The organism is Streptococcus himalayensis (assembly GCF_001708305.1).
Lineage (GTDB): Bacteria > Bacillota > Bacilli > Lactobacillales > Streptococcaceae > Streptococcus > Streptococcus himalayensis.
This window is the reverse complement of the sequence record NZ_CP016953.1, coordinates 972,752-995,403: the sequence shown is the minus strand read 5'-3', so window position 1 is coordinate 995,403 and position 22,652 is coordinate 972,752. Positions and strand designations below refer to the sequence as shown.

21 protein-coding genes and 3 pseudogenes are annotated in these 22,652 nt (G+C 42.4%); 4 read left to right on the top strand and 20 right to left on the bottom strand.

Going from position 1 to position 22,652, the window contains the following annotated elements; genetic code table 11:
- Position 1: 1 nt before the first annotated feature.
- The 15 genes and pseudogenes from sufD to BFM96_RS04685 all read right to left on the bottom strand — a co-directional run bounded on the left by sufD (position 2) and on the right by BFM96_RS04685 (position 13,533).
- Entirely contained in the window at positions 2-1,264 is a 1,263-nt protein-coding gene (gene sufD, locus BFM96_RS04750) for a Fe-S cluster assembly protein SufD (protein WP_068990990.1), read from the bottom strand.
- 29 nt (positions 1,265-1,293) lie between these two features.
- Positions 1,294-2,064, bottom strand: a complete 771-nt coding sequence (sufC, locus tag BFM96_RS04745; protein ID WP_067086477.1) for a Fe-S cluster assembly ATPase SufC — start codon at positions 2,062-2,064, stop codon at positions 1,294-1,296.
- Between the two features lie 89 nt (positions 2,065-2,153).
- Complete coding sequence (locus BFM96_RS04740) at positions 2,154-3,311, bottom strand: glycosyltransferase family 4 protein (protein WP_068990986.1); 1,158 nt, start codon at positions 3,309-3,311, stop codon at positions 2,154-2,156.
- Entirely contained in the window at positions 3,308-4,054 is a 747-nt protein-coding gene (mecA, locus tag BFM96_RS04735; protein WP_068994181.1) for an adaptor protein MecA, read from the bottom strand. Before mecA ends, BFM96_RS04740 begins: the two co-directional genes overlap by 4 nt.
- Before the next feature lie 109 nt (positions 4,055-4,163).
- Positions 4,164-4,511 carry a 30S ribosome-binding factor RbfA gene (rbfA, locus tag BFM96_RS04730; protein WP_068990984.1) on the bottom strand — a complete coding sequence of 116 codons (348 nt, stop codon included), beginning with the start codon at positions 4,509-4,511 and terminating at the stop codon, positions 4,164-4,166.
- Between the two features lie 530 nt (positions 4,512-5,041).
- Positions 5,042-7,027 (bottom strand): annotated as a pseudogene (infB, locus tag BFM96_RS04725) (translation initiation factor IF-2); the annotation flags it as partial.
- Between the two features lie 107 nt (positions 7,028-7,134).
- Positions 7,135-7,825, bottom strand: a pseudogene (locus BFM96_RS11530) (translation initiation factor IF-2 N-terminal domain-containing protein); the annotation flags it as partial.
- A gap of 16 nt (positions 7,826-7,841) precedes the next feature.
- Positions 7,842-8,141, bottom strand: coding sequence for a YlxQ-related RNA-binding protein (locus tag BFM96_RS04720; RefSeq protein ID WP_068990979.1), 300 nt, complete (start codon positions 8,139-8,141; stop codon positions 7,842-7,844).
- Positions 8,134-8,430, bottom strand: coding sequence for an RNase P modulator RnpM (rnpM, locus tag BFM96_RS04715; protein WP_068990976.1), 297 nt, complete (start codon positions 8,428-8,430; stop codon positions 8,134-8,136). Before rnpM ends, BFM96_RS04720 begins: the two co-directional genes overlap by 8 nt.
- Before the next feature lie 17 nt (positions 8,431-8,447).
- Positions 8,448-9,590 (bottom strand): transcription termination factor NusA, encoded by a 1,143-nt coding sequence (gene nusA / locus BFM96_RS04710; protein WP_068990975.1) that lies wholly within the window; start codon positions 9,588-9,590, stop codon positions 8,448-8,450.
- A gap of 40 nt (positions 9,591-9,630) precedes the next feature.
- Positions 9,631-10,125, bottom strand: a complete 495-nt coding sequence (gene rimP, locus BFM96_RS04705; RefSeq protein WP_068990973.1) for a ribosome maturation factor RimP — start codon at positions 10,123-10,125, stop codon at positions 9,631-9,633.
- Positions 10,126-10,280: 155 nt separating this feature from the next.
- Positions 10,281-10,916, bottom strand: a complete 636-nt coding sequence (gene trmB / locus BFM96_RS04700; RefSeq protein ID WP_068990971.1) for a tRNA (guanosine(46)-N7)-methyltransferase TrmB — start codon at positions 10,914-10,916, stop codon at positions 10,281-10,283.
- A complete protein-coding gene (gene ccrZ, locus BFM96_RS04695) occupies positions 10,913-11,707 on the bottom strand; it encodes a cell cycle regulator CcrZ (protein WP_068990970.1) in 795 nt (264 codons plus the stop codon). Before ccrZ ends, trmB begins: the two co-directional genes overlap by 4 nt.
- A gap of 47 nt (positions 11,708-11,754) precedes the next feature.
- Entirely contained in the window at positions 11,755-12,804 is a 1,050-nt protein-coding gene (locus tag BFM96_RS04690; RefSeq protein WP_068990963.1) for an ABC transporter permease, read from the bottom strand.
- Positions 12,801-13,533: pseudogene (locus BFM96_RS04685) on the bottom strand (ABC transporter ATP-binding protein). The gene BFM96_RS04690 and the pseudogene BFM96_RS04685 overlap by 4 nt, the downstream one beginning before the upstream one ends.
- Positions 13,534-13,602: 69 nt before the next feature.
- Between BFM96_RS04685 and BFM96_RS04680 the strand changes: the two are divergent.
- Together BFM96_RS04680 and BFM96_RS04675 are read left to right on the top strand one after the other, a co-directional pair.
- The gene (locus BFM96_RS04680; RefSeq protein WP_068990961.1) at positions 13,603-14,013 is read left to right on the top strand and encodes an HIT family protein; all 411 of its coding nucleotides are present in this window, start codon (positions 13,603-13,605) and stop codon (positions 14,011-14,013) included.
- Positions 14,014-14,022: 9 nt separating this feature from the next.
- On the top strand, positions 14,023-14,325 hold the full coding sequence (locus BFM96_RS04675) for a hypothetical protein (RefSeq protein ID WP_068990958.1): 303 nt from the start codon (positions 14,023-14,025) through the stop codon (positions 14,323-14,325).
- 117 nt (positions 14,326-14,442) lie between these two features.
- Here the strand turns inward: BFM96_RS04675 and lytR are convergent, their stop codons facing one another.
- The 3 genes from lytR to tsaE are packed head-to-tail and all read right to left on the bottom strand — an operon-like array spanning position 14,443 to position 16,582.
- Positions 14,443-15,621, bottom strand: coding sequence for a glycopolymer--peptidoglycan transferase LytR (gene lytR / locus BFM96_RS04670; protein WP_068990957.1), 1,179 nt, complete (start codon positions 15,619-15,621; stop codon positions 14,443-14,445).
- Positions 15,622-15,627: 6 nt separating this feature from the next.
- On the bottom strand, positions 15,628-16,149 hold the full coding sequence (locus tag BFM96_RS04665) for a GNAT family N-acetyltransferase (RefSeq protein WP_068990954.1): 522 nt from the start codon (positions 16,147-16,149) through the stop codon (positions 15,628-15,630).
- Positions 16,136-16,582 carry a tRNA (adenosine(37)-N6)-threonylcarbamoyltransferase complex ATPase subunit type 1 TsaE gene (gene tsaE, locus BFM96_RS04660; protein ID WP_068990951.1) on the bottom strand — a complete coding sequence of 149 codons (447 nt, stop codon included), beginning with the start codon at positions 16,580-16,582 and terminating at the stop codon, positions 16,136-16,138. The genes BFM96_RS04665 and tsaE overlap by 14 nt, the downstream gene beginning before the upstream one ends.
- 224 nt (positions 16,583-16,806) lie before the next feature.
- Here tsaE and BFM96_RS04655 point away from each other — a divergent pair, with 224 nt between their 5' ends.
- A complete protein-coding gene (locus BFM96_RS04655; RefSeq protein WP_068990592.1) occupies positions 16,807-18,063 on the top strand; it encodes an ISL3 family transposase in 1,257 nt (418 codons plus the stop codon).
- A gap of 212 nt (positions 18,064-18,275) precedes the next feature.
- Here BFM96_RS04655 and BFM96_RS04650 read toward each other — a convergent pair whose 3' ends face one another.
- On the bottom strand, positions 18,276-19,736 hold the full coding sequence (locus BFM96_RS04650) for an NCS2 family permease (protein ID WP_068990946.1): 1,461 nt from the start codon (positions 19,734-19,736) through the stop codon (positions 18,276-18,278).
- A gap of 305 nt (positions 19,737-20,041) precedes the next feature.
- Here BFM96_RS04650 and BFM96_RS04645 point away from each other — a divergent pair, with 305 nt between their 5' ends.
- Positions 20,042-20,854, top strand: coding sequence for a Cof-type HAD-IIB family hydrolase (locus tag BFM96_RS04645; protein WP_068990943.1), 813 nt, complete (start codon positions 20,042-20,044; stop codon positions 20,852-20,854).
- A gap of 101 nt (positions 20,855-20,955) precedes the next feature.
- On the opposite strand, the gene BFM96_RS04640 is transcribed toward BFM96_RS04645, so the two are convergent.
- Positions 20,956-22,386 (bottom strand): 6-phospho-beta-glucosidase, encoded by a 1,431-nt coding sequence (locus BFM96_RS04640; RefSeq protein WP_068990941.1) that lies wholly within the window; start codon positions 22,384-22,386, stop codon positions 20,956-20,958.
- Between the last annotated feature and the right edge of the window lie 266 nt (positions 22,387-22,652).

Genomic DNA, 22,652 nt, shown 5'->3' with positions numbered 1-22,652 from the left:
CTTACCTCTTGCTTAGCTTTTCTTCAATTCCGTCAATCATTTCATTGCGGACTTCTTTTACAGGAATTTCAGTAATCACGGCTCCTAGGAAACCACGGACAACCAAACGTTCGGCTGTTGCTTTGTCCAAACCACGGCTCATGAGATAGTACATATCCTCTGGATCGACCTGTCCGATAGAAGCAGCATGCCCTGCTGTAACATCATTTTCGTCAATTAAAAGAATCGGATTGGCATCGCTTCGTGCTTTATCTGACAACATCAAGACGCGGCTTTCTTGTTGGGCATCTGCTCCCTTAGCACCTTTAATAATGTGTCCAATTCCATTGAAGGTCAGCGTTCCTTTTTCTAGAATAACACCATATTGGAGGATATTTCCGGTCGAATTGCGACCGTAGTTGGTTACACGAGTATCAATCCCCTGCACTTGCTTGCCACTTGAGAGTGCAACAACCTTCATATCTGCATGGCTGCCATCACCATACAAATCACTATCAAAGTCAGCAATGACATTGCCTTCGTTCATCACTCCAATCGCCCAGTCAATGCTGGCATTGTTTGCCAGTGACCCACGGCGACTCATGTAGGTTGTTACATGCTGTCCCAATCGATCAATCGCCGCAAATTTAATCTGACTGCCTGCTCCTGCAATGACTTCCACCGTGATATTAGCCGTTGCTTGCTTGCTGCCATCTCCGATACTTTCAAAACGTTCTAAATAGTCTAACTTAGCGTTCTTCCCTGTAATCACTAAAACATGCTTGTTAAACGGCACATCGCTTTCGCTATCTTGGTAGAAAATTCCTTCGACTGGCACCTTGATTTCCACATTATCAGGAACATACAAGACCGCTCCGCTATTAAAATAAGCGGTATGGTAGGCTGCAAGTTTGTCCTCATCATGCGCTACTGCCTTGGTAAAATACTGCTCCATGACTTCTGGAATTTCTTCCAAAGCGGTGTAAAAGTCTGTGAAAATCACGCCTGCCTCTGCCAATTCTGGAGACAATTGTTCGAAAACAGTCTGAGTTCCGACTTGAACTAGCTTGGGATTATCACCTAAAGCTGTGAAATCAGGAACATTGCTCGTGGCTTCAGATTCTGTTATGCTTCCATCTCCAAGATTCCAACGGTGAAATTTCACCCGTTCAATCTTTGGTAGATCTAATGTGTCTATTTTTTCAAAAGCTGCTTGCCGAAGATTGCTCAACCAAGCTGGTTCTGCGTGTGCTTGTGAAAACAGTTTAATGGCTTCTTTGGTCATTATTTTCTCCTTTCTGAACAAGTTTCGCCTTAAACTTCCTCTTCGTAAGTCAAGCCTAGTTCTTCTGCAATTTTTGCATAGCCTTCTTTTTCAAGACGGATCGCAAGTTCTGGACCGCCTGATAGAACCACGCGTCCTTCCATCATAATGTGAACCACATCTGGTGTAATGTAGTTTAACAAACGTTGGTAGTGGGTAATAATCATGGCACCAAAGCCTTCTCCACGCATGGCATTGACCCCTTTTGAAACCACTTTAAGGGCATCGATGTCAAGACCTGAGTCGATTTCATCAAGAAGAGCAAAGGTTGGCTCCAACATCAAGAGTTGTAGAATTTCATTGCGTTTTTTCTCACCACCAGAGAAGCCTTCATTGAGGTAGCGCTCTGCCATTTCTTCTTTCATGTTGAGCAATTCCATTTTCTCATCGAGTTTGGTAATGAAATCACGGACAGAAATTTTCTCATCCTCTTCTTTTCCAGCATTCATGGCTGCACGTAGAAATTCTGCATTGGTAATGCCTGGGATTTCACTTGGGTATTGCATAGCAAGAAAGAGCCCCATACGAGCACGCTCATCAACTTCTAATTCCAATACATTCACGCCATCAAGTAGGACCTCTCCTTGAGTGACTTCGTAGTTTGGATTTCCCATGATGGCTGCTGAAAGGGTGGATTTCCCTGTTCCATTTGGTCCCATAATGGCTGCAACTTCCCCTGTTTTCAAGGTCAAGTTAACCCCTTTTAAAATTTCTTTTCCCTCGATCGCTACATGCAAATCTTTGATTTCTAATACTGACATATCAGTTCCTTTCTGAAAGTTATTACCTCTTTAGTATATCAAAAAAAGCCAAAAATGGCTTTCTTTTTGTTTGTTATTTAGAAAGATTATTATTTACCTTTTTTACGTCGCTTAGCACGCACTTCTTCTCGGTAGGACGAATTTCCTAAAAAGCGTAAAATCGTCAGTAAGGGTGTTCGATTAGGACCCAAAACTCCGATTAATTCCGCTAATAATTCTGTCCCAAAGACCAGTCCCATCACTAAGAGAACGCCTCCGATGCGACTAGAAATATTGAGCAATAACGAAATCATGGCAAAAATCATGGAAATTCCATAAATCACTAATACCGTTCCCCTATGCGTCAAGCCTAAGGACAAGAGGCGGTGGTGCAAATGATGTTTATCAGGTTTATAAATCTTCTGACCTGCCAGTGTCCTTCGAATAATGGCTAAAAATGTATCTGAAAGAGGAACGCCTAGAATAATAATCGGCGTTACCACAGCGACCGCCGTTGCATTTTTCAAGCCTTGGAGCGACAAAACCGCAATCATAAAACCAATGAAGAGCGCTCCAGTGTCTCCCAGATAGATAATCGCCGGATGATAGTTATAGGGGAAAAATCCCGCAATCGCTAAAACCAAGACGAAAATAGTCAGCGTCAGAAAAAGATTGGGTACTGGAAGGAAAAAATAGGAAACAATCCCCATGGTAATCAAAGAAATAATGGAAACCCCACTCACCAAGCCATCCAGACCGTCAATTAGATTAACCGCATTGGTAATGCTTGCAATCCAAAGAACGGTTAACAGGTAAGATAGCCAAGGCTTAAAAAATAACAAGGGTCCGCCAAAGGGGAGTTTAAAAGCATCCAATCGAAAGCCCGTAAAATACCAGACAAGACTGGCGGCAAGGATAATTCCTAGCAGTTTTGGCAACGGCTTTAATTCTTTTACATCATCCATCAAACCAGTCAAGGCAATCACCCATCCTCCAATCACCAAGGGAAGGATGTATTCCCGATATTCCAAATGATTAGACGTGATAGGGACAATCATTGGAAGCAGTACCATACTCGCTATCGTAAAAGCGATGACAATGGCCAAGCCACCAGCACTCGGCATCGGTTTTTTATTGATTCGTCTTGCATTTGGATAGTCAATCGCACCAATTTTAAAGGAGAAAAGTCTCACCAAGGGAGTCAAGAACACTCCGATAAAAAAAGTTGCAATCAAGAGCAAAATATACTGTAATGCAAATGGAATCATGTGTAGCTAACCTTCTGCAATTGAGGGACTGCATCCGTCACCAACAAAAGATGACCATGCTCTTGCAAAACAGCCCGTGTGGTCACTGTATCTTCCCCATGCTCTCGCATTTTAGCCAACAACCAAGCTGGATACAGCTGAGATTGACCTTCCACATCCACTAAAACAGTCAAGTAATAGCGATTTTCCATTTTATAAAGTTCTGATGTATCTACTGGATAATCAATCGTTTTTGTGAATTGAATGGTCTCTTGCAAAGTTGGGAATTCCAAAATATAATAGATATATTTTTCCTGTGATTCCTCTTCTTCAGCAAATACCGCTTGCTCGGCCTCCTCATCTGCAACTTCTGCCTGCTCAAGACTTGTAACGGCCTCTTCATCTTCCTTACTTTTTTCTAAAATTGTTTTTTCCAAGGTCTTGATGAATTCATCTGGCGTCATTTGAGCCATCTCCTCCATATCAGGCAAATCCGTTAGGTTATTAAAATCCAGATTTTTATCCAGGGCGGATTTTGTCACAAAAATATCCAATCGATCTGGCTTGGGAGTCACGCGAAAACTAAGCATGCCACTTTCTAAAAAACTTTCTGGCATTTCGAGCTCATCTAAAATCGTATAGAAAAACTCTTCTGTTTTTTCCTGCGGAACTAAAAAGTCTGCCATTTCCATGCCGCGTTCTTCCAAATCTTCTAAGCGAATGGTGATCTTCACCGTCGTATCGCTAATTTGCTTCATCTTCATATCCATACCTCATTCTTCTAGTTTCTCTATTATACTAAAATTTCCAAAGGATTTCAAAAGCTAGAAGCAAGATACAAAAACAACAGGGGTTTTCCTGCTGTTTTCTGAATTATTTTTCCAAATTTCGCAACATCTGATCGATTTTATTCCCATATTCAATCGATTGGTCTTTTTCAAAGGTTAAATCTGGGATTTTGTACATTTTGAGATTGCGACCGAGCTCACGTTTGATGGTGCCTGTCGCTTTTTCAAGTCCTGTCTGAGCTTTTTGATTGTCTGAAGCTAGGTCACTCATAATGGTATAGTAAACCTTCGCCATAGACAAATCGCCCAACATTTGAACATCGGTAATTGTCACGCCTTGCACTCTTGGATCACGGACCTTCTTTTGCAAAATCTCATTGACTTCACGCTTGATTTCCATGCCAACACGGTCTGTACGAAAATGATTTGCCATCGCTTCCTCCTTCTATTTTTTCTATCGTTATCCAGTTTTCAATAGAAAATCAGCCAGCAAAGCTGGCTTCTTTCTTTTTGAATATTATTCAGCAAATGTAGGACACTTCCTAACTGGATATGTCTTAATTGCTGTGTGAAGCAGAATTGTTTTCGAGCTAAAAGTCACTATGAAAAAGAGACAATACTGTGACTGCTTTAGCAGACTACAGCTTTGGCTCCCTTTAGGGATAGATTTGTTTGCGTTCATCGAACACTTCACAAATCTCCTATTTTCATTAGGACTTTTCGAACGCTCTCATTACTTAGTTAACTGAACACGCCCTAAACACTGTGAGAAAAAGACAAATCTTCCTAGAGCCTACAGGCTCTACGTCAGATTTGCTATTTTCACTTGGTGTTTTACGGGCTTTGTATCTTAACTAACTGAACACGCCCTAAGTGCTATGCAAAATAGAGAGTTCAACCTAGGAGCAGACGCTCCGGCGATAGAACTCCTAATTTTGCTTGGCACTTTACGGACTTTGTATCTTATTTTTTAATCTCTTCCATGATATAGGCTTCAATGACATCGTCCACTTTGAGGTCGTTATAGTTTTCAACCATCAGTCCACCTTCACGACCATTGGTAATTTCTTTGACATCATCTTTGAAGTGTTTCAAGCTCGCAAGTTTACCATCAAAGACAACGACACCATCACGAATGACACGTACGCTGGAGTCGCGGGTAACCTTTCCGTTGATGACCATAAATCCACCGATTGTGCCCACTTTTGAAACTTTGAAAGTCTCACGAACGAGTGCTTCACCGATAATTTTTTCTTGGTACTCAGGATCCAGCATCCCCTTCATGGCATCTTCTACTTCTTCGATGACTTTGTAGATGATGCTGTGAAGGCGAATTTCGACTTCATCTGTGTCCGCTTGCTGACGAGCTTGCGGTGTAGGACGCACGTTAAATCCGATGATAACGGCATTTGAAGCTTCTGCAAGCGTCACGTCTGACTCGTTAATCGCACCAACTGCCGAGTGAACGATAGTAACCTTCACCCCTTCCACTTCAATCTTTTGAAGAGAGGCAGCTAGGGCTTCGACTGAACCTTGCACATCCGCCTTGATAATGACATTGACAGATTTGACTTCTCCAGCTTTCAGAGTATCAAAGAGATTTTCAAGACTGACACGATGAGTCGCTTGACGTTGTTTCATCAAGGCTCGTTTTGCACGCTCTTCCCCTGCGGCACGCGCTGCTTTTTCATCTTCATAGACGGCAAAATGATCTCCTGCCATCGGTGTTTCATTCAAACCAGTAATGGAAACAGGGGTTGATGGTCCAGCAACTTTCACACGGCGACCAAGGTCGTTGGTCATGGCACGGACGCGCCCAAAGGTATTTCCGACAACGATTGGGTCCTGAACATTCAAGCTTCCTTGTTGAACAAGGAGGGTCGCAACGGCTCCTTTTCCTTTATCCAAACGTGCCTCGATAACAGTTCCGATGGCACGAACCGTTGGGTCTGCTTTTAATTCTTGGATTTCGGCTACCAACAGAACGGTTTCAAGAAGTTCATCAATATTTTGGTTAAATTTAGCTGAGATTTCGACAAATTCGGAATCTCCACCCCAAGCCGTGGACATAACGCCATGCTCAGCCAGCTCACCAATGACACGCTCAGGATTTGCCCCTGGCTTATCAATCTTGTTAATCGCTACGATAATAGGAACGTTAGCTGCTTTTGAGTGGTTAATCGCCTCAATCGTCTGTGGCATGACACCGTCATCTGCAGCAACGACCAAGATCGTAATATCTGTTACAGACGCTCCACGCGCACGCATGCTTGTAAAGGCTGCGTGTCCTGGGGTATCTAGGAAAGTGATTTTCTTGCCATTTTCTTCGATTTGGTAGGCACCGATGTGCTGAGTAATCCCTCCAGCTTCACCTGTTGCCACACGTGAATTGCGAAGCGTGTCTAAGAGAGTTGTTTTTCCGTGGTCAACGTGCCCCATAATCGTCACAACTGGTGGACGCTCTGTCATCGCTTCTGGATTGATATAATCTTCATCCACAAAGAAGCGTTCAATATCGGCCACATCCACTTGGACTTTTTCTTTGGCATCAATTCCATAATCCACCATCAAGAGCTCAATAGTCTCTCCGTCCAAGGATTGGTTTTGCGTAGCCATGACACCCATCATAAAGAGTTTCTTCACAATTTCTGCTGGTTCACGTTTGATCCGTTTCGCAATCTCTGCCACGGTCATGCCTGCCGTATATTCAAACTCGCTTGGCAATTCATGGAACTTGCGTTCTGTGACTGGTTTTGGTGCTTGATTGCTCGTGCGGTTATTTTTACCTTTTTTGTTTTTCTTATTAGTATTCCAGTTACTATTCTTTTGATTTCTCACTTGATTCTGACTGTTTCGATTCTTCTGTTGTTTTCGTGGACCTTCTTCTTCGTGATCAAAATCATCACGTCGTTTTTCTGGTCGAGCTTGTTTTTTCCGACGATTTTCTGCAGGGGCAGGGCTTGGTACTACTGGTGCAACAGGAGTAATAGGATCCTCAGTTGTTGGTAATTCTACAAAAATATCTTCCAACTTCTCTTTTTTCCTAGCTTCCTGAGCTGCTTTTGCTTCCTGTGCCTGCTTAAAGCGCTCTTCACTGGTTCGAGCATACTCTTGCAATTGTTCTGCTTTTAGGGCTGCCGCACGGGCTTTAAAATCAATCCGTGGTTTTGGAGCCGGTGCAGATTTACGTTCATCCTGATTGTAAGCTTTTGGCTTTCCATTTTGAAAATCACGGCGGTTATCACGGTTATCCCGATTGTCCTTACGACCACGGTTGTCTTTGCGGTCACGACCCTCTTGCCCTTGGAATTTCTGCCCCTGTGAAGGCTTATCTTGTTTAGGACGTTGGTTTCCTTTTGGTGCTTGCTTGCGATTTTCTTGCTGCTTCTTACGACGCTCAGCTTGCTCTTTAGCTCTCGCTTCTCGTTCAGCCTTAAAATTCCGACTTTGAGGGCGATTGACTTTTTTGACTTCCTCTTTAACAGGAGCTACTTTTTCTTCTGCCTTCACTTGTACAGCCGGCTCTGCTTTTTTCTCAGCAACAGGCTTTGTAGCCTTCTCTTTCAGTTTTTCCGTTTTCACAGGAGCTGCTTGCTTGAAAGTGGCCGCAATCTTATCAGCCGCCTCTTGCTCTACGCTGCTCGCATGACTTTTAACCGCAAAACCCAATTCCTTTGCACGAGCAACAATTTCCTTGCTCTCTTTTCCCAGTTCTTTCGCGATTTCGTACAATCTTTTTTTAGACAAATCTTGTCCTCCTCTTCTATTCCATAAGAGACCTCATTTTCTTTGAAAATCCAGCATCTGTGACGGCCAACACCTTTCTAGGCTTTCCAATCGCAGAGCTTAAATCCAGTGTTGAAAACACGGTAAATACTTCTACTTCGTAGGTTCGACTTTTATCAGTTATCTTCTTGGTCAAATTTGGAGCAGCATCCTGGGCTAAAAAGACAAGTTTGGCCTTGCCTTCTTGAATGGCCTTTACGACCAATTCTTCCCCTGAAATGATACGACCTGCTCGCTGGGCTAGACCCAAGAGATTGGCTACTCGTTGTTTATTCAAGACCTAACTCTCTTCTTTTCACCTTATGATCCACATAGGCAATCAATTCATCATAGAAACTCTCATCGATTTCCATGCTAAAACTACGGTTAAACACCTTTTTCTTCTTGGCTAAAAGGGCTTCTTCATTATCTAGCTTGATGTAAGCTCCTCTGCCATTTGCCTTCCCTGTGGGGTCAATAAAGATTTGACCTTCTTTATTTTTCACAATCCGCAGTAAATCGCGCTTATCAATGACTTCGTTTGAGACAACTGATTTTCGTAAAGGGATTTTTCTTGTTTTAACCATTTGTTCCCTCTTTTGGCTTATTCTGCGCTGTCGCTTTCTGCCAACTCTTCTACTTCTTGATTTTCGGCTGCTTGTTCCATTGCTTCAAACTCACTCGCTGACTTGATGTCGATACGGAAGCCTGTCAAGTGGGCTGCTAGGCGAACGTTTTGACCACGACGACCAATCGCAAGAGACAATTTATTGTCTGGAACCACCACAAGAGCTCGTTTGCTATCTTGTTCATCAAAGATAACCTGATCAACCTCAGCTGGCGCAATTGCGTTGTAGATGAATTCTGCTTCATCTGGCATCCATTCAATGACATCGATATTTTCCTCAACTGGAACCATGCGGTCTAGCTTGGCATCATACCGTGTCGGATGGAATTTACTTGTAATTTTCTTAATATTCGCTCCACCACGACCAACAATAGTCCCGATGGCATCAACATTAGGGTTGTGGCTGCGAACCGCTACCTTTGTCCGATCCCCTGCTTCACGAGCCACGCTCATGATCTCCACGGTACCGTCATAAACTTCAGGAATTTCCTGCTCCATCAGACGCTTGATCATCTCTGGATGACTACGGCTGACAAAGACGCTAACCCCACGCGGATTATCCTCTACTTTATAGACATAAACTTCGATACGGTCATGGGATTGGAAGATTTCTCCAGGAATTTGATCCTGCTTAGATAGCTGGGCTTCAATGCTTCCAAGATTGACATAGATAAATTTGTTATCGAAACGTTCAACCGTTCCACTCATAATTTCACTTTCGTGTTCCTTATAAGTATTGTAGGTAATGGCCCGCGTTTGCTTTCTCATCTTTTCCATAATGGTTTGCTTTGCCGACTGGGCAGCAACACGACCAAATTCAGCTGGCGCTTCTTCGAATTTAATCTTATCCCCCAATTCATAGGCAGTGTTGATCGCAAGGGCATCTTTTAGACTAATCTCTAAACGACTATCAAATACTTCGTCAACAACTTCTCGAACGGTAAAGACCCGAAAATCGCCTGTCTTTTCGTTGAATTCAATAGCCGCGCTGTCTGCTTGACCATAGCGACGTCGATAGGCAGAACGAAGAGATTCAATGACGGCGTCAATGATATCTTCTTTTTTGATTCCCTTGTCTTCTTCTAAGATGCGAAAAGCATCTAGCATTTCTTTGCTCATAATTTTCTCGCTTTTGTCTCCAAAAGCAATCCTTTCTGTCTTAAATTTTTACGGCTAATCTTGCCTTTGAAACAAGATTATAAGGAATGGCAACTTCTTTTTTCCGAGTTTTATCCATGTACTCTACCTGAAGGACGTCATCCTCAAAAGCTAGCAAGGTTCCTTCAAAAACTTTTTGCTTATCAATCGCTTGATACAGACCAACATGAATATACTTTCCAATAGCTCCGAGCATCTGTTCCTTGGTTTTTAAGGGTCTCTCCAGCCCAGGACTCGTCACTTCCAAAAAGTATTGCTCTGGGAATGGATCAGGCTGAATCGTGTCTAGCAATGGGCTGATAACTTCTGTCAGATCTGCCGTATCATTCAGACTAATTCCTCCTGGCTTATCCACAAAAATACTCAAGACCATATCTCCACCAAGCTTACCGTATTCAATATCCACTAATTCAAAGGGAGTTTGAATCGTAGGCTCAATGACTTCTCTCACTAATTCTACAATCGTTGCGATAAGACTACACCTCCTTACAGATATAAGAGGCGAAGATTCTTCTTCGCCCCACTTTCTTTATTCACTGAAAACAGTATAGCACTTTTTTTCACAACATGCAAGGAATAGGTGTTTTTTACTACCAGCACTCAAAACTTTTCTTAAACATTTAGATATTCTTGTATCAAATTCTTTGTTGTTTAAAATTCTGCTTCTACGCGGTAGATGACTTGGCCTTTGTTGGAGAATTTCTTTTCATACTCGGTCATGACATTGCCTTCCATGTCGCTCGCATGTAAATCTAGCCAAACACCCTTTAACCTCATGCCGTACTGGGAAAAACTGACTAGACTATACTCAAAGAGCCCACGGTTGTCTGTCTTAAAATGAATTTCCCCTTTTTCTGGAAGGATTTCCTTATAGGTATCTAGAAAACTCTTATAGGTCAAGCGGCGTTTCTCATGGCGTTTTTTAGGCCATGGGTCCGAAAAGTTCAGATATAGACGGTCAATCTCAGCTTTTTCAAAATAATTGGTCAGGTCAGAGCCGTCCACCCAGAGCAGTTTAATATTTGGAGCGTCCGTTGCCAAGACCTTATCCAAGGCATAGCTTAATACCGATTTCTGAATGTCAATTCCGATGTAGTTAATCTCAGGATTTTGCCGAGCCATACCTGTGATAAAGGCCCCTTTTCCGCTTCCTACTTCGACGTGGATGGGGTGATCATTTCCAAAAATATCCTGCCATTTTCCCTTGGCATCCGCCGGATTTAAGACTACATACTGGGGGTTGTTTTCTAGTAATTCGGTCGCCCCTTTTCGATTTCTGACTCTCATAATACCTTTCCATATTTGGCACGGAAGTTGCGCAAGGCATAAATCTCCCGATTCACATTTTCTAAATCATTATTGGCAAAATAATTCGCAATCTGGCATAGATAATTGTACTGGGCAAACCAATATAATTTCTTTAAGACCGTTGGATTGTACTTGTAGCCATAAAAAGTCAACCATTCCTTCCAGCGTGTATCTGGAATATAATGGCTCAAGATATGGGCAACATCAAACATCCGATCGGTCAAGCGTACAGAATCCCAGTCTACCAGATACATCATTCCACTATCTGTTTCAATCCAATTGCTATGACGGACATCTCCATGGACAATTGTCGCATAATCCTCCCGAAAACTAGGCAGCGTTACCCGCAATTCCTTGATAATCGAATAGAGGTATTCATTGCGCTTTAAGGCAACTGGCACACGATTTAACCAAGCTTCAACCAGCTCAGCTGGAGATTCCACCCGATAGCCCAAGCGACTCAACTGCGTCATCAAGGGACGGGAGCGGTGAAGGCGGGTCAAAATCGTTACGATTTGCTTTTTATTCATATCATTTGGTGTCAGGATTTTCCCAGACAGCCATTCTTGACCACTCATCATATTGCCATCTGATAAGCGACGGCTCCACAATAGCTGCGGAGCGATTTGTTCTCTTGCCAGACCTGCTAGGATGGGGGTGGTATTCATCTTGACGAAAATGCGCTTCCCGTCTGGATAATTTCCCATAAAGGCTTTTCCACTTTTCCCAGCAATCGGCGTTAGGGATAGCTCATTATCAATCAAGTCCATCTTTCCCTCCGTTACAATGTTTCCTATCTATTTTACTAATTTTAGGCCTATTCGTCAACCAATCGCTTTAGGCGATAAGGTAGGTGAAAAAGCTGCAAGACAAGTGTCCCGCCTAATAAGAGTAAGAGACTTTCTTTTTGCTCCAAAAAAATCATGCCAACGATTAGCTCGATGAAAAGACTTGCAGCACCAATCGTCTGAATTAAATTCCTTGCTCCTCTTACCTTATCTGTTTGCTCCAAAGGAAATAGCCGTGTCAAATACTGATAATCATAGGCTTGGTACAGAGCTGTTAGTTGAAACAACAGTAAATACTGGAACAGCAAGGCCATAATCGCTGCAATAAATCCCTGGGAGACACTCCCCAAAACCACCACAGATAACAAGAGCAGGCGAATTGTCAAGCCAAACAATTCTCCATTCCGCAAATAAGAACGCAGATAGAGATTTTCCCAAGTATGACTTTTCTTTTTAGGTAGCCAAGTCAAAAAGAGGTCCAAGTACTTGCGACGTTTAACGCTGGTCGATAGCCCCTTGACGTTCGTAAAGAGGGCAAAAAAGCGAAGAATTCTCTGTTTTCGTGCCTCTTCATGGGCAATAGCAAGTTCCCAAGCAAGTCCCGTCTCCGTCAGCAATCGAGCTTCCTTCTTTTGAAAAAGCAAGTATTTCCCAAGCAAGATCAAGAAAAGATAACCGATAAATCCTAGTACAGGCCATTTCAAGGCTAAAAAGATGGGAAAAAGCAAGAGTGAACCAATACTTTGAAAGGTTGCCCACACTAGATACGAACGACGGCTGGTCGCTTTAACCCAGCTCTTTAGCTCCTCTTCTTTGGCTAGAAGAAAGTGCTTATCTGCCCTCTCGATATAGGTCGCTATGGAGCCCATCGGCAAAAGAAGGATTGAAAAAAGTCCCACGCCCAGTAAAACCAAGCCTACATGCTTCTCGACTTCCTGCAACAAAGCCCGATATTGCAAGGCTAAAAAACCAAGAAATACCAGCAAAAACAAAACAAAATGATCATTGAGTACATATCGTAGGTATTTGAGACACTGTTCCCAAAAATCCCTGCGACGCTTTTGCAACACTTCTATCATCTGTCCTCCTCTTTTGTCAGAGCTAGGTAGATGTCATTGAGACTAGCATGGGGCATCGCAAACGTTTCTTGCAATTCTGCTAAATTTCCCTTTGCCCGAACCTCACCCTTATGCAAAATCACAAAAGAATCGCACATCTTCTCAGCTGAATCCAAGACATGCGTGCTCATTAAAATGGACTTGCCTTTCTTTTTTTCCTCCTCTAACAGATGAATCAAGTCCGAAATCGCTAAAGGATCCAGTCCCAAAAAAAGGCTCATCGACGATAAAGAGACTTGGATCAACCACAAAGGCACAAATAATCATCACCTTCTGCTTCATCCCTTTTGAAAAATGCACCGGAAACCAATCAAGCTTGTCTGTCAAGCGAAAGAGATCGAGTAGCTTCCCTACCCGTTTAAAAGCTACTACTTGGTCAATATCATAGGCCATTGCCACGGTTTCAATGTGCTCACGCAGCGTCAATTCCTCATACAGACTAGGAGTTTCGGGAATGAACCCAATTTTTCTTCGGTAAGCCGTAGCATCGCTCTGCAAGGTCAAGCCATCAATGGCAATCTCGCCTTGGTAGGGCTGCAAAAGACCGATAATTTCATTGATGGTTGTGGATTTCCCAGCACCATTTAGGCCAATCAATCCTACCAACTGACCATTTTCAACCTGAAAACTGACATTTTTCAGCACCGGGATATGGATATAGCCTCCCGTAAGATTGTTTATTTCTAACATATTTTCTCCAAATTCTGGTATAATATAAGAACATTATACCAAAATTCTAGAAAAATAGAGGTGATTTTTATGACAGATTGTATCTTTTGTAAGATTATTGCTGGAGAAATCCCATCTTGCAAAGTCTACGAAGACAGTGAGGTCCTCGCTTTCCTTGATATTTCGCAAGTCACAGCGGGCCATACCTTGATTGTCCCTAAACAGCATGCCCGCAATCTTCTTGATATGACAGGTGAAGACAGTAGCCGATTATTTGCCCGAGTTCCAGATCTTGCTCGTAAAATCATGAAAGCAACCGGTGCCATTGGCATGAATATCATTGCAAATAGTGAAGAAGTCGCTGGACAGACCGTTTTTCATACCCATGTCCATCTTGCACCCCGCTACGGAAACGAGGATGGCTTGAAAATTGATTTCACTACCCACGAACCAGACTTCACTGCTCTAAATGAACTTGCCAGCCAGATTCGTCAAGCCTAAGGAGAACCTATGAAAGCTAGTCACATCTTTTTATTTTTCGGAGCAGCTGCCGCTAGTTATGCTGCATTTAAAAATAAAGATCAACTCCGCACCCATGTTACGGAAACCAAAAGCCAAGTCAAAAACGTAAAAGAAAGCAGCCAGCGCATCCAAGATAATCTCGCTATTATCCAAGCTGAAAAAGACCATCTGTTAGACCTTTCTTCTGATTTGAAATATCAATTCCAAAAATTTGATCAGGAATTAAAGGCAAGAACTCAGGAAATAACAGCCATTTGGCAGAAAAACAAACCAACTGATGAAAACCTGTAACAGAGGTCAAATAAACATTCTTCAAATAAGAAAAACGCATGCAAACAAGTTCTTCAAAACCCTGTTTGCATGCGTTTTTGGATGTGAACGATCTGTATCTTTTTACCCAATCTCTTCTTACGGAGCCGGTTGAGATTGAGGAGCGGCAGACACTGGAACTTCTTGGTTAGTGTTGCTCGCTGGCGGATTAGCTGGAGAATTTAGCGTAGCAGACACACCAGTTTCTATATGGCTAGGCTCTAAATCGCTAGGAAGGCTCACAGTTCCTTCACTGCTCTCTCGCGTGCTTGAGCTACTATTGGCAGCTTCTCCATATAAGCTTTCATACAGAACTGCATTTGTTTGTAGAGAGGTCAAAGCTTTTAGTCCCAACGATTCTCGCAGTATATTTTGCATTTCTAAAAGATGCTCTCCAGTCACCACTTGATAAGAGCCCCCGTCTGGAAGAGTGGCATCTTCTCCCTTCAATTGATGGGTTTCAATGTGCTTGAACGCATCTTGATAACCTAGCAATTGGGGAATAGCTCGAGAAGATAATTGAACGTTGGTCTGCATGTTATCACTGACAGCCTTTAAAATAGCTTGATAGTGACTCACACTGTTCAAACTCAAAACCTTGCGGACAACTTTTTGAATCACCTCTCGCTGACGTCTTTGCCGACCGTAATCTCCTTCTGGGTCTTGATAACGCATCCGAGCATAGACCAAGGCCTGGTCACCATTGATGTGTTGCTTTCCTGGATTTACCGTGGCTGTGTATTCTGGCTCCTGCTCTTCAATCGAAATCGGAAAATCAAAGGTATTGGTCACATCAATCCCTCCGACAGCATCAACTAGCTGAACCAAACCCTGCATATTAATCATGATGTAGCGATCCACATGGATATTCATCAAATCTTGAATGGTTGAAATGGCTAATTTAGCCCCACCACTAGCATAGGCCGCATTCAACTTAGCCTCCATGGCTTCCCCATCTCCACCAATTTTGGTCAGAATATCCCGCTCCAAGCTCATCATCACCGTTTTATTGGTCTTGGGATTGACTGTCACAAGGAGCATCGAGTCACTATTTCCCTCCCATTGATCCACGCGCGAACCTGTCCCCGTATCTACCCCCATCAAGAGCAAGGTCAAGGGTTCTGTTGCTGCGATAACATCTGTTTCATCTCCAAAGCTTTTATAGGTTTTTGACAGTGTATCCGTTGATTGATTGTAAATGGTATAGCCATACGCTCCAATCCCTGCAATCGTTACAAAGACTACACTAACTAGCATTCCAAGAATTTTTTTAACCATAGTTCCTCAGTCTATCAATTTTCCCATCACATGCACATCCAAAAATTCACCTTCAGATGAGCAAGCACCACGCGCTTGAGTGCCTTCAATTTCAAAACCAACACTTTTATACAAGTGAACCGCTCCATGATTGCGGGCTTGAACGGTTAATTCTAACCGACGGATAACCCCAGACGCTTCTGCCCAGGCAATCCCTTCTTCTAGCAAAATCCGTCCTAGTCCCTGTCCCCAATAGGACTTTCTGACCACGATAAAAATCTGCCCAATATGACGAATGCGGTCGTGAAAATCAGCGGTAATACTCAACACTCCTGCAAGCTGCTCATCAACGAAAGCTAGGAGATAAAGCTGATTGTCAGACGAGCTTTTATGAAGGATAAACTCTTCCATCTGCTCTGGTGTCATCAAAATCCCAGTCGCATCCAGCGTCATAAAATCAGACTCCATTCCCACTTGGTTTAAAAAGTCAACAAGAAGTGCCGCATCTAGTGCTTCAGCCTCTCGAATCAACAAGTCAACTGTCGCCATTTATCCAGTCCTCATATAATTTTCGAGGGCGTTTCCCCTTGATTTGTGCCAAAATACGACGCCCTTCTCCTTCTTTCAGCAACTGAATCTGCAAGTATTCATCAGGTAAACTATCTCCCAACAACTCTCCCCACTCAATCACCGTCACGCCTTCTCCAAAAAGAAAGTCATCCAAATCAATCGAATCTGGATCATCTCCAATCCGATAAACATCCAAATGATAAAGAGGAAGGCGTCCCTCATATTCACGGACAATGGTATAGGTGGGACTTTTAATCATTTGACTTATCTCAAGTCCTTGGGCAATTCCCTTTGTAAAGGTCGTTTTCCCTGCTCCTAAGTCGCCTGTTAAGACGAGCACATCACCTGCTTGCAAGAGCTGGCCAATCCGATTTCCAAGCTCCATCAATTCTTCTTCATTCTGACTATACATGATGATTATTATACCACAGAAGGCGATATTTGTCAGTCTTCCACCGAAAAAAACAGACAAGCTGAACCGAGCTCACTGAAAAAGTATTTTGATGAAAAATGGCTCTATAATATCTGTAGTGGGTAAATCCACTGTGGAGATTATGGAGCCTTTTTCAGTGTAGAAAAAAAGTCCCATATGACCTATAATGAAAAGCGACAAAAATATCATTTAGAAAGACTCATATGGAACAACTAAATCTTATCACAAATTTTCTCAAAATGAAAGACAAAAATATCACGATCACTAATGAATGCGACATGGGAACACACTTAGAACTCCACGGTCACTTGGATTACACAGCCCCTAAATGCCCTTCCTGCAAGGGACAAATGGCTAAGTACGACTTCCAGAAAGCCTCTAAAATCCCCTACTTAGAAACTGCTGGCTACCCGCTACTTATCCGCCTTCGAAAGCGTCGTTTCAAATGCAAGGAATGTGGGAAAATAGCGGTCGCTGAAACTCCTATTGTTAAGAAAAACCATCAAATCTCTGTCGCTGTCAACCAGAAAATCGCACAATTACTCATCGAAAAGCAAGCAATGACACATATCGCACACAGACTTTCCATTTCTACATCTACAGTTATTCGAAAACTCAACGAGTTTAAGTTTGAAACGGAGTGGTCTAAGCTTCCAGAAGTCATGTCTTGGGATGAGTATGCCTTCAAGAAAGGGAAAATGAGCTTTATCGCTCAAGATTTCAACTCCCTAAATGTCATCGCTATCCTTGATGGAAGAACGCAAGCAACCATCCGAAATCACTTTCTGAGATACCCTAGACAGGTCAGAAACCGCGTTAAATTCATCACTATGGACATGTTTAGCCCTTACTATCAACTAGCCAAACAACTTTTTCCTCATGCTAAAATCGTGCTTGATCGTTTCCACGTTGTGCAACATCTCAGCCGTGCTATGAACCGTGTCCGTACCCAAATCATGAATGCTTTTGACCGCAAATCGCATGAATACAAGACGCTCAAACGCTACTGGAAATTGATACAACAGGACAGTCGAAAACTCAGTGACAAGCGGTTTTACCGCCCGACCTTTCGGATGCATTTGACCAATAAGGAGATTGTCGCTAAACTGCTCGGCTATTCTCAAGAACTGAGAGAACACTACGAGCTCTATCAACTACTGCTTTTTCACTTCCAGGAGAAGCAAGCTGACCAGTTTTTTGGACTTATCCAAGACACTCGGCAGACTGTCGACCCGATTTTCCAGACCGTATTTAATACCTTTTTGAAGGACAAGGATAAGATTCTCAACGCCATGGAATTGCCTTACTCAAATGCCAAACTTGAGGCGACGAATAATCTCATCAAAGTCATCAAACGCAATGCCTTTGGCTTTCGAAACTTTGAAAACTTTAAAAAGCGGATTTTCATTGCTTTAAACATAAAACGAGAGAAGACCAATTTGGTCCTCTCTAGGTGTTAGCTTTTCATCTACCCACTACAGTTGACAAAGAGCCTGAAAAATAATACGATAAAAACCGAATGGTGGTACTTTCTCAAAAGAGACTAAGTATCCATCATTCGGTTTTTAGATGTTTATCCTAATTTTTTATTAGATTATTCAGTACATTTTCCATCACTCTGATTTTTTTACTGGGTTCGCTGAACCCAACTTGTCTGCACTGGAATGATTATTTACAAAATGGCTAAGATAATGAAGTTCAAAATGAACAGAGCTGTTGCTCCCCAAAGAATTGGATGAATTTCTTTTGTCTTGCCAGTTGATACTTTGACCAAGCAATAGAAGATAAAGGCTGCTGCAATGCCGTATGAAATAGAGAAGCAAAGTGCCATGAAGAAGGCTGCAAAGAAAGCAGGTAGGGCATCTTCAAAGTTGCTCCAATCCACATCAAGGAAAGAAGACACCATCATCACCCCAACGATAATCAAGGCTGGAGCTGTTGCCGCTGCTGGGACAATCCCTACAAATGGCAAGATTAAAATAGAAAGTAAGAACATGACAGCTGTTGTCACTGCCGTCAAACCAGTCCGGCCACCTGCTGAAATACCTGCCGCAGACTCCACATAGGTTGTTGTATTCGATGTTCCGAAAATCGCACCGATTGATGTACCAATGGCATCGGCAAAGAGAGCCTTATCCATTTTTGAGTTGAAGCCTTTTCCATTTTCAAGAGCGGCTTCATCTTCTGCTGAGAAAATACCTGTCTTACGACCAGTTCCGATAAAGGTTCCAAGCGTATCAAAGGTATCAGACAAACTGAATGCGAAAATTGTCATAAGGACCAATGGCAAGCGTTCTGTATTGCTAAAGAGAGAAGCCATGCCCCCAAAAGCTGCAAGAAAGGTGGTTCCCAATTCTGCAAAGGCACTACCGATATGATTTTCTGCAAAGTTAACAGAAGAAATATCCACTACACCGATTGGAATTCCCGCAAGAGTGGTTGCAATAATCCCAATGAGAATGCCCCCGCGAACATTTTTAATGACTAGGATAGCTGTTAAAATCAAGCCAAAAACGGTTAAGAGAACACTTGGATCTGTAAAGGTTGAAATCGCAGGAACAACTCCACCACCTGCCAAGACAGAAAAGACACCATTTGAGAAGGTATCTGCTGTTGCATCAGCAGGAGCCACACCATTGACTGTGATAATATCAGAACCTGATGTTAAAAATGTGATCAGGTTAGCATTTTTGAAACCAAGATAGGCAACGAAAACCCCAATACCTCCTCCAATCGCATGTTGTAGGCTGACTGGAATCGCCTTAATAATACTCTTACGTACCTTCGTAACCGTGATAAAGATGTTAAACAAGCCACAGAGGAACACCATGGCAAGAGCCTCCTGCCACGTAAAGCCAAGACCGATAACAACGGTATAAGTAAAAAAGGCATTCAAGCCCATTCCTGGTGCTAGCGCATATGGAACATTAGCAAATAAGCCCATAATTAAGGTAGATACCGCACTGGCAATAATGGTTGCCAAGAATACTGCTTGAGAAGGCATTCCTGCTACACTAAGTACACTTGGATTGACAAACAAGATATAGGACATGGCAAAGAAGGTCGTCATCCCTGCCATGATTTCTGTTGAAACTGTCGTTCCATTTTCTTTTAGACCAAAATAGTTGTCCATTTTTCAAAAAATCTCCTTTATTTACGAACGATAAATAGATTATAACCTAATTAAATTCATTTTTCAAGGATATAGACTGATTTTTTATCTATTTTTTTCGTTATCGTTCATAAATAACAGTCGTGTTTCTTGCAATAGCGTGAAATCTAGAACAAAATACGAATGTTCTCGCTGAAAAGAGACTAGTTTTATTCCAAACGATGCTACCAAAAAGAGGTCAGAGCTAAAGCCTATCCATTCAATCCTGTCTTTTCTACTTAAATTTGATATAATAGGAGTTATCACTTGAAAGGAGAGTGAAGCCTATGAGCACAAAAGTAATCGCCATCGACCTTGATGGCACCCTACTCAATAACAACAGTCAGTTATCTCCCTTTACCAAAGAAACCATCCAAAAAATTAGTAAAAAAGGGCATCATGTGATTATCACGACAGGACGTCCCTACCGAATGGCTCTTGATTTTTATAAGGAATTGGAACTTCAAACTCCCATGATTAATTTCAATGGTTCATTGACCCATATTCCTGAACAAAAATGGGAATTCGAACAATCGGTTCCGCTCGACAAATCTTTCTTGCTGGACTTGGTCAAACGCGAAGAAGAAATCGAGGCAGATTTTATCGCTAGCGAGTACCGCAGAAAGTTTTATATTACCAATACAGACGAGGACGTGGTTAATCCAGCTCTGTTTGGCATTGATAGCTTCAAAGAGCACCATCAGCTCCAGTCAGCATTGGTCACAAGCAATCCAAACGCTATTTTAATGCAGACAAGGGTAGAGGATAAGTACGCCCTAGCCGATGAGCTCAATCACTTTTACAAGAATCAGCTGTCAATCAATACCTGGGGTGGTCCTCTCAATATCTTGGAATGTTCGGCAAAAGGCGTTCACAAAGCCTTTGCTCTTGAGTATCTTCTCAAGGTTTTAAACAAAGACCGTAATGACTTGATTGCCTTTGGAGATGAGCAAAATGACACCCAAATGCTGGCCTTTGCAGGTACTGGCTACGCCATGAAAAATGCTAACCCAACCCTCTTGCCTTATGCCGATGAGCAATTAAGCTTGACCAATGAAGAAGACGGCGTTGCCCACGAATTGATGCGATTATTTTTATAATTCTCAGGCATTTAAGCACCGACACAACCAATTAATTCTTTTACGACTAAGCAAAACGAGTGAGACTAAATTGTCCCACTCGTTTTTTAGAATAGCGTAAATTAGAGAATTCCACCATTACTTGCAATAACTTCCTTGTACCAATCAAAGGATTTTTTCTTACTGCGTTTAGAGGTTCCATTTCCATCGTTGTCACGATCGACGTAGATGAAGCCATAACGTTTCTTCATTTCGCCCGTGCTCGCTGATACAAGGTCAATACAGCCCCAAGTTGTGTATCCTAACAGCTCCACACCATCTTCTAAAATCGCATCTCGCATGGCCTTGATATGAGCCGCTAGATAGTCAATTCGGTAATCATCTGCCACATAGCCATTTTCATCTGGCTCATCTACAGCTCCCAAGCCATTTTCCACGATAAACATCGGTTTTTGGTAACGATCCCAAATCGCATTGAGCGTAATGCGTAGACCCAACGGGTCAATTTGCCAGCCCCATTCTGAACTATCCAGATAAGGATTTTTGATAGAGGCAAACACATTTCCAGCTGTTTTCTCTTGGACTTCTGGATCGCCAGAAGCCACACGACTTGCATAGTAGGAGAAGGAAACAAAATCCACCGTATGCTCACGTAAAAGTTCTAAATCTTCTTCGGTCATCTCAATGGTTAAACCTTTTCTCTCCCACATTTTCTTGGCATAATTAGGATATTCCCCTCGTGCCTGTACATCAATGAAGAAATAGTTTTCTCGGTCTAATTGCAGCCCTTCCCAAACATCGCGCGGATGAGGAGTATGAGGATAATATTGCCCCGCCGCTAGCATACAGCCCACCTTATTTTCAGGGTCAATCTCATGAGCTAGTTTTGTCGCAATACTGGATGCCACCAATTCGTGGTGGGCCGCTTGGTATTTGATTTGCTCTTCATTCTCACCTTCTTCAAAGTACAATCCTGCTCCCATGAACGGCGCATGCAAAATCATATTGATTTCATTGAAAGTCAACCAATACTTGACCAAACCTTTGTAGCGTGTGAAGAGGGTACGGCACAGACGTTCATAAAATTCCAACATCTTGCGATTACGCCAACCACCGTATTCTTTAATCAAATGCATCGGGCAGTCAAAATGAGTAATGGTCACCAAGGGCTCAATCCCATACTTGTGACATTCTTTAAAGAGCTCTTCATAGAATTTCAAACCTGCCTCATTTGGCTCTAATTCATCCCCATTTGGAAAAATCCGTGTCCAAGCAATCGAAAGCCGATAAGTTTTAAAGCCCATTTCTCCAAAAAGAGCGATATCTTCCTTGAAATGATGGTACATATCAATCGCTTCTTGAGCTGGATAGAAATAACCATCCTCAAAATCAAACATTTTTTTCTTACCTGTAATAATCGAAAATCGATCCTCACCAATCGGTACTACATCCACATTCGCAAGCCCACGACCATCTACATTATAAGCCCCTTCACATTGATTAGCGGCTGTTGCACCACCCCATAAAAAGCCATCTGGAAATCGTTTTGTCATCTTCTTCCCTCTTTTTCTACTATTTTTTGATAAGTATAGTCTACCATAAATCCATGCTTTTCTCTTCTCTTATCCTAAGAAAAACTGATACTATTCTATGTTTTACTATAAAAATACCGACCTCCCTATCGTTAGAGTTTGGTCTAACTTTTGGAGGTCGGTACACATTTCTTTGCTAGCTCTATTTCCAACTTTTCACAATTCTCAGTTGTGAAAGCTAGTCAACATGCGTAGGAAAGAGGAAGGAGCGAGGTTAATCCATTTCT

Excerpts from the sequence above, each read along its gene's own strand:
- sufD (WP_068990990.1), bottom strand. The coding sequence starts at position 1,264 with ATGACCAAAGAAGCCATTAAACTGTTTTCACAAGCACACGCAGAACCA.
- sufC (WP_067086477.1), bottom strand. The coding sequence starts at position 2,064 with ATGTCAGTATTAGAAATCAAAGATTTGCATGTAGCGATCGAGGGAAAA.
- BFM96_RS04740 (WP_068990986.1), bottom strand. The coding sequence starts at position 3,311 with ATGATTCCATTTGCATTACAGTATATTTTGCTCTTGATTGCAACTTTT.
- mecA (WP_068994181.1), bottom strand. The coding sequence starts at position 4,054 with ATGAAGATGAAGCAAATTAGCGATACGACGGTGAAGATCACCATTCGC.
- rbfA (WP_068990984.1), bottom strand. The coding sequence starts at position 4,511 with ATGGCAAATCATTTTCGTACAGACCGTGTTGGCATGGAAATCAAGCGT.
- rnpM (WP_068990976.1), bottom strand. The coding sequence starts at position 8,430 with ATGGTTAAAACAAGAAAAATCCCTTTACGAAAATCAGTTGTCTCAAAC.
- nusA (WP_068990975.1), bottom strand. The coding sequence starts at position 9,590 with ATGAGCAAAGAAATGCTAGATGCTTTTCGCATCTTAGAAGAAGACAAG.
- trmB (WP_068990971.1), bottom strand. The coding sequence starts at position 10,916 with ATGAGAGTCAGAAATCGAAAAGGGGCGACCGAATTACTAGAAAACAAC.
- ccrZ (WP_068990970.1), bottom strand. The coding sequence starts at position 11,707 with ATGGACTTGATTGATAATGAGCTATCCCTAACGCCGATTGCTGGGAAA.
- BFM96_RS04690 (WP_068990963.1), bottom strand. The coding sequence starts at position 12,804 with ATGATAGAAGTGTTGCAAAAGCGTCGCAGGGATTTTTGGGAACAGTGT.
- BFM96_RS04680 (WP_068990961.1), top strand. The coding sequence starts at position 13,603 with ATGACAGATTGTATCTTTTGTAAGATTATTGCTGGAGAAATCCCATCT.
- BFM96_RS04675 (WP_068990958.1), top strand. The coding sequence starts at position 14,023 with ATGAAAGCTAGTCACATCTTTTTATTTTTCGGAGCAGCTGCCGCTAGT.
- lytR (WP_068990957.1), bottom strand. The coding sequence starts at position 15,621 with ATGGTTAAAAAAATTCTTGGAATGCTAGTTAGTGTAGTCTTTGTAACG.
- BFM96_RS04665 (WP_068990954.1), bottom strand. The coding sequence starts at position 16,149 with ATGGCGACAGTTGACTTGTTGATTCGAGAGGCTGAAGCACTAGATGCG.
- tsaE (WP_068990951.1), bottom strand. The coding sequence starts at position 16,582 with ATGTATAGTCAGAATGAAGAAGAATTGATGGAGCTTGGAAATCGGATT.
- BFM96_RS04655 (WP_068990592.1), top strand. The coding sequence starts at position 16,807 with ATGGAACAACTAAATCTTATCACAAATTTTCTCAAAATGAAAGACAAA.
- BFM96_RS04650 (WP_068990946.1), bottom strand. The coding sequence starts at position 19,736 with ATGGACAACTATTTTGGTCTAAAAGAAAATGGAACGACAGTTTCAACA.
- BFM96_RS04645 (WP_068990943.1), top strand. The coding sequence starts at position 20,042 with ATGAGCACAAAAGTAATCGCCATCGACCTTGATGGCACCCTACTCAAT.
- BFM96_RS04640 (WP_068990941.1), bottom strand. The coding sequence starts at position 22,386 with ATGACAAAACGATTTCCAGATGGCTTTTTATGGGGTGGTGCAACAGCC.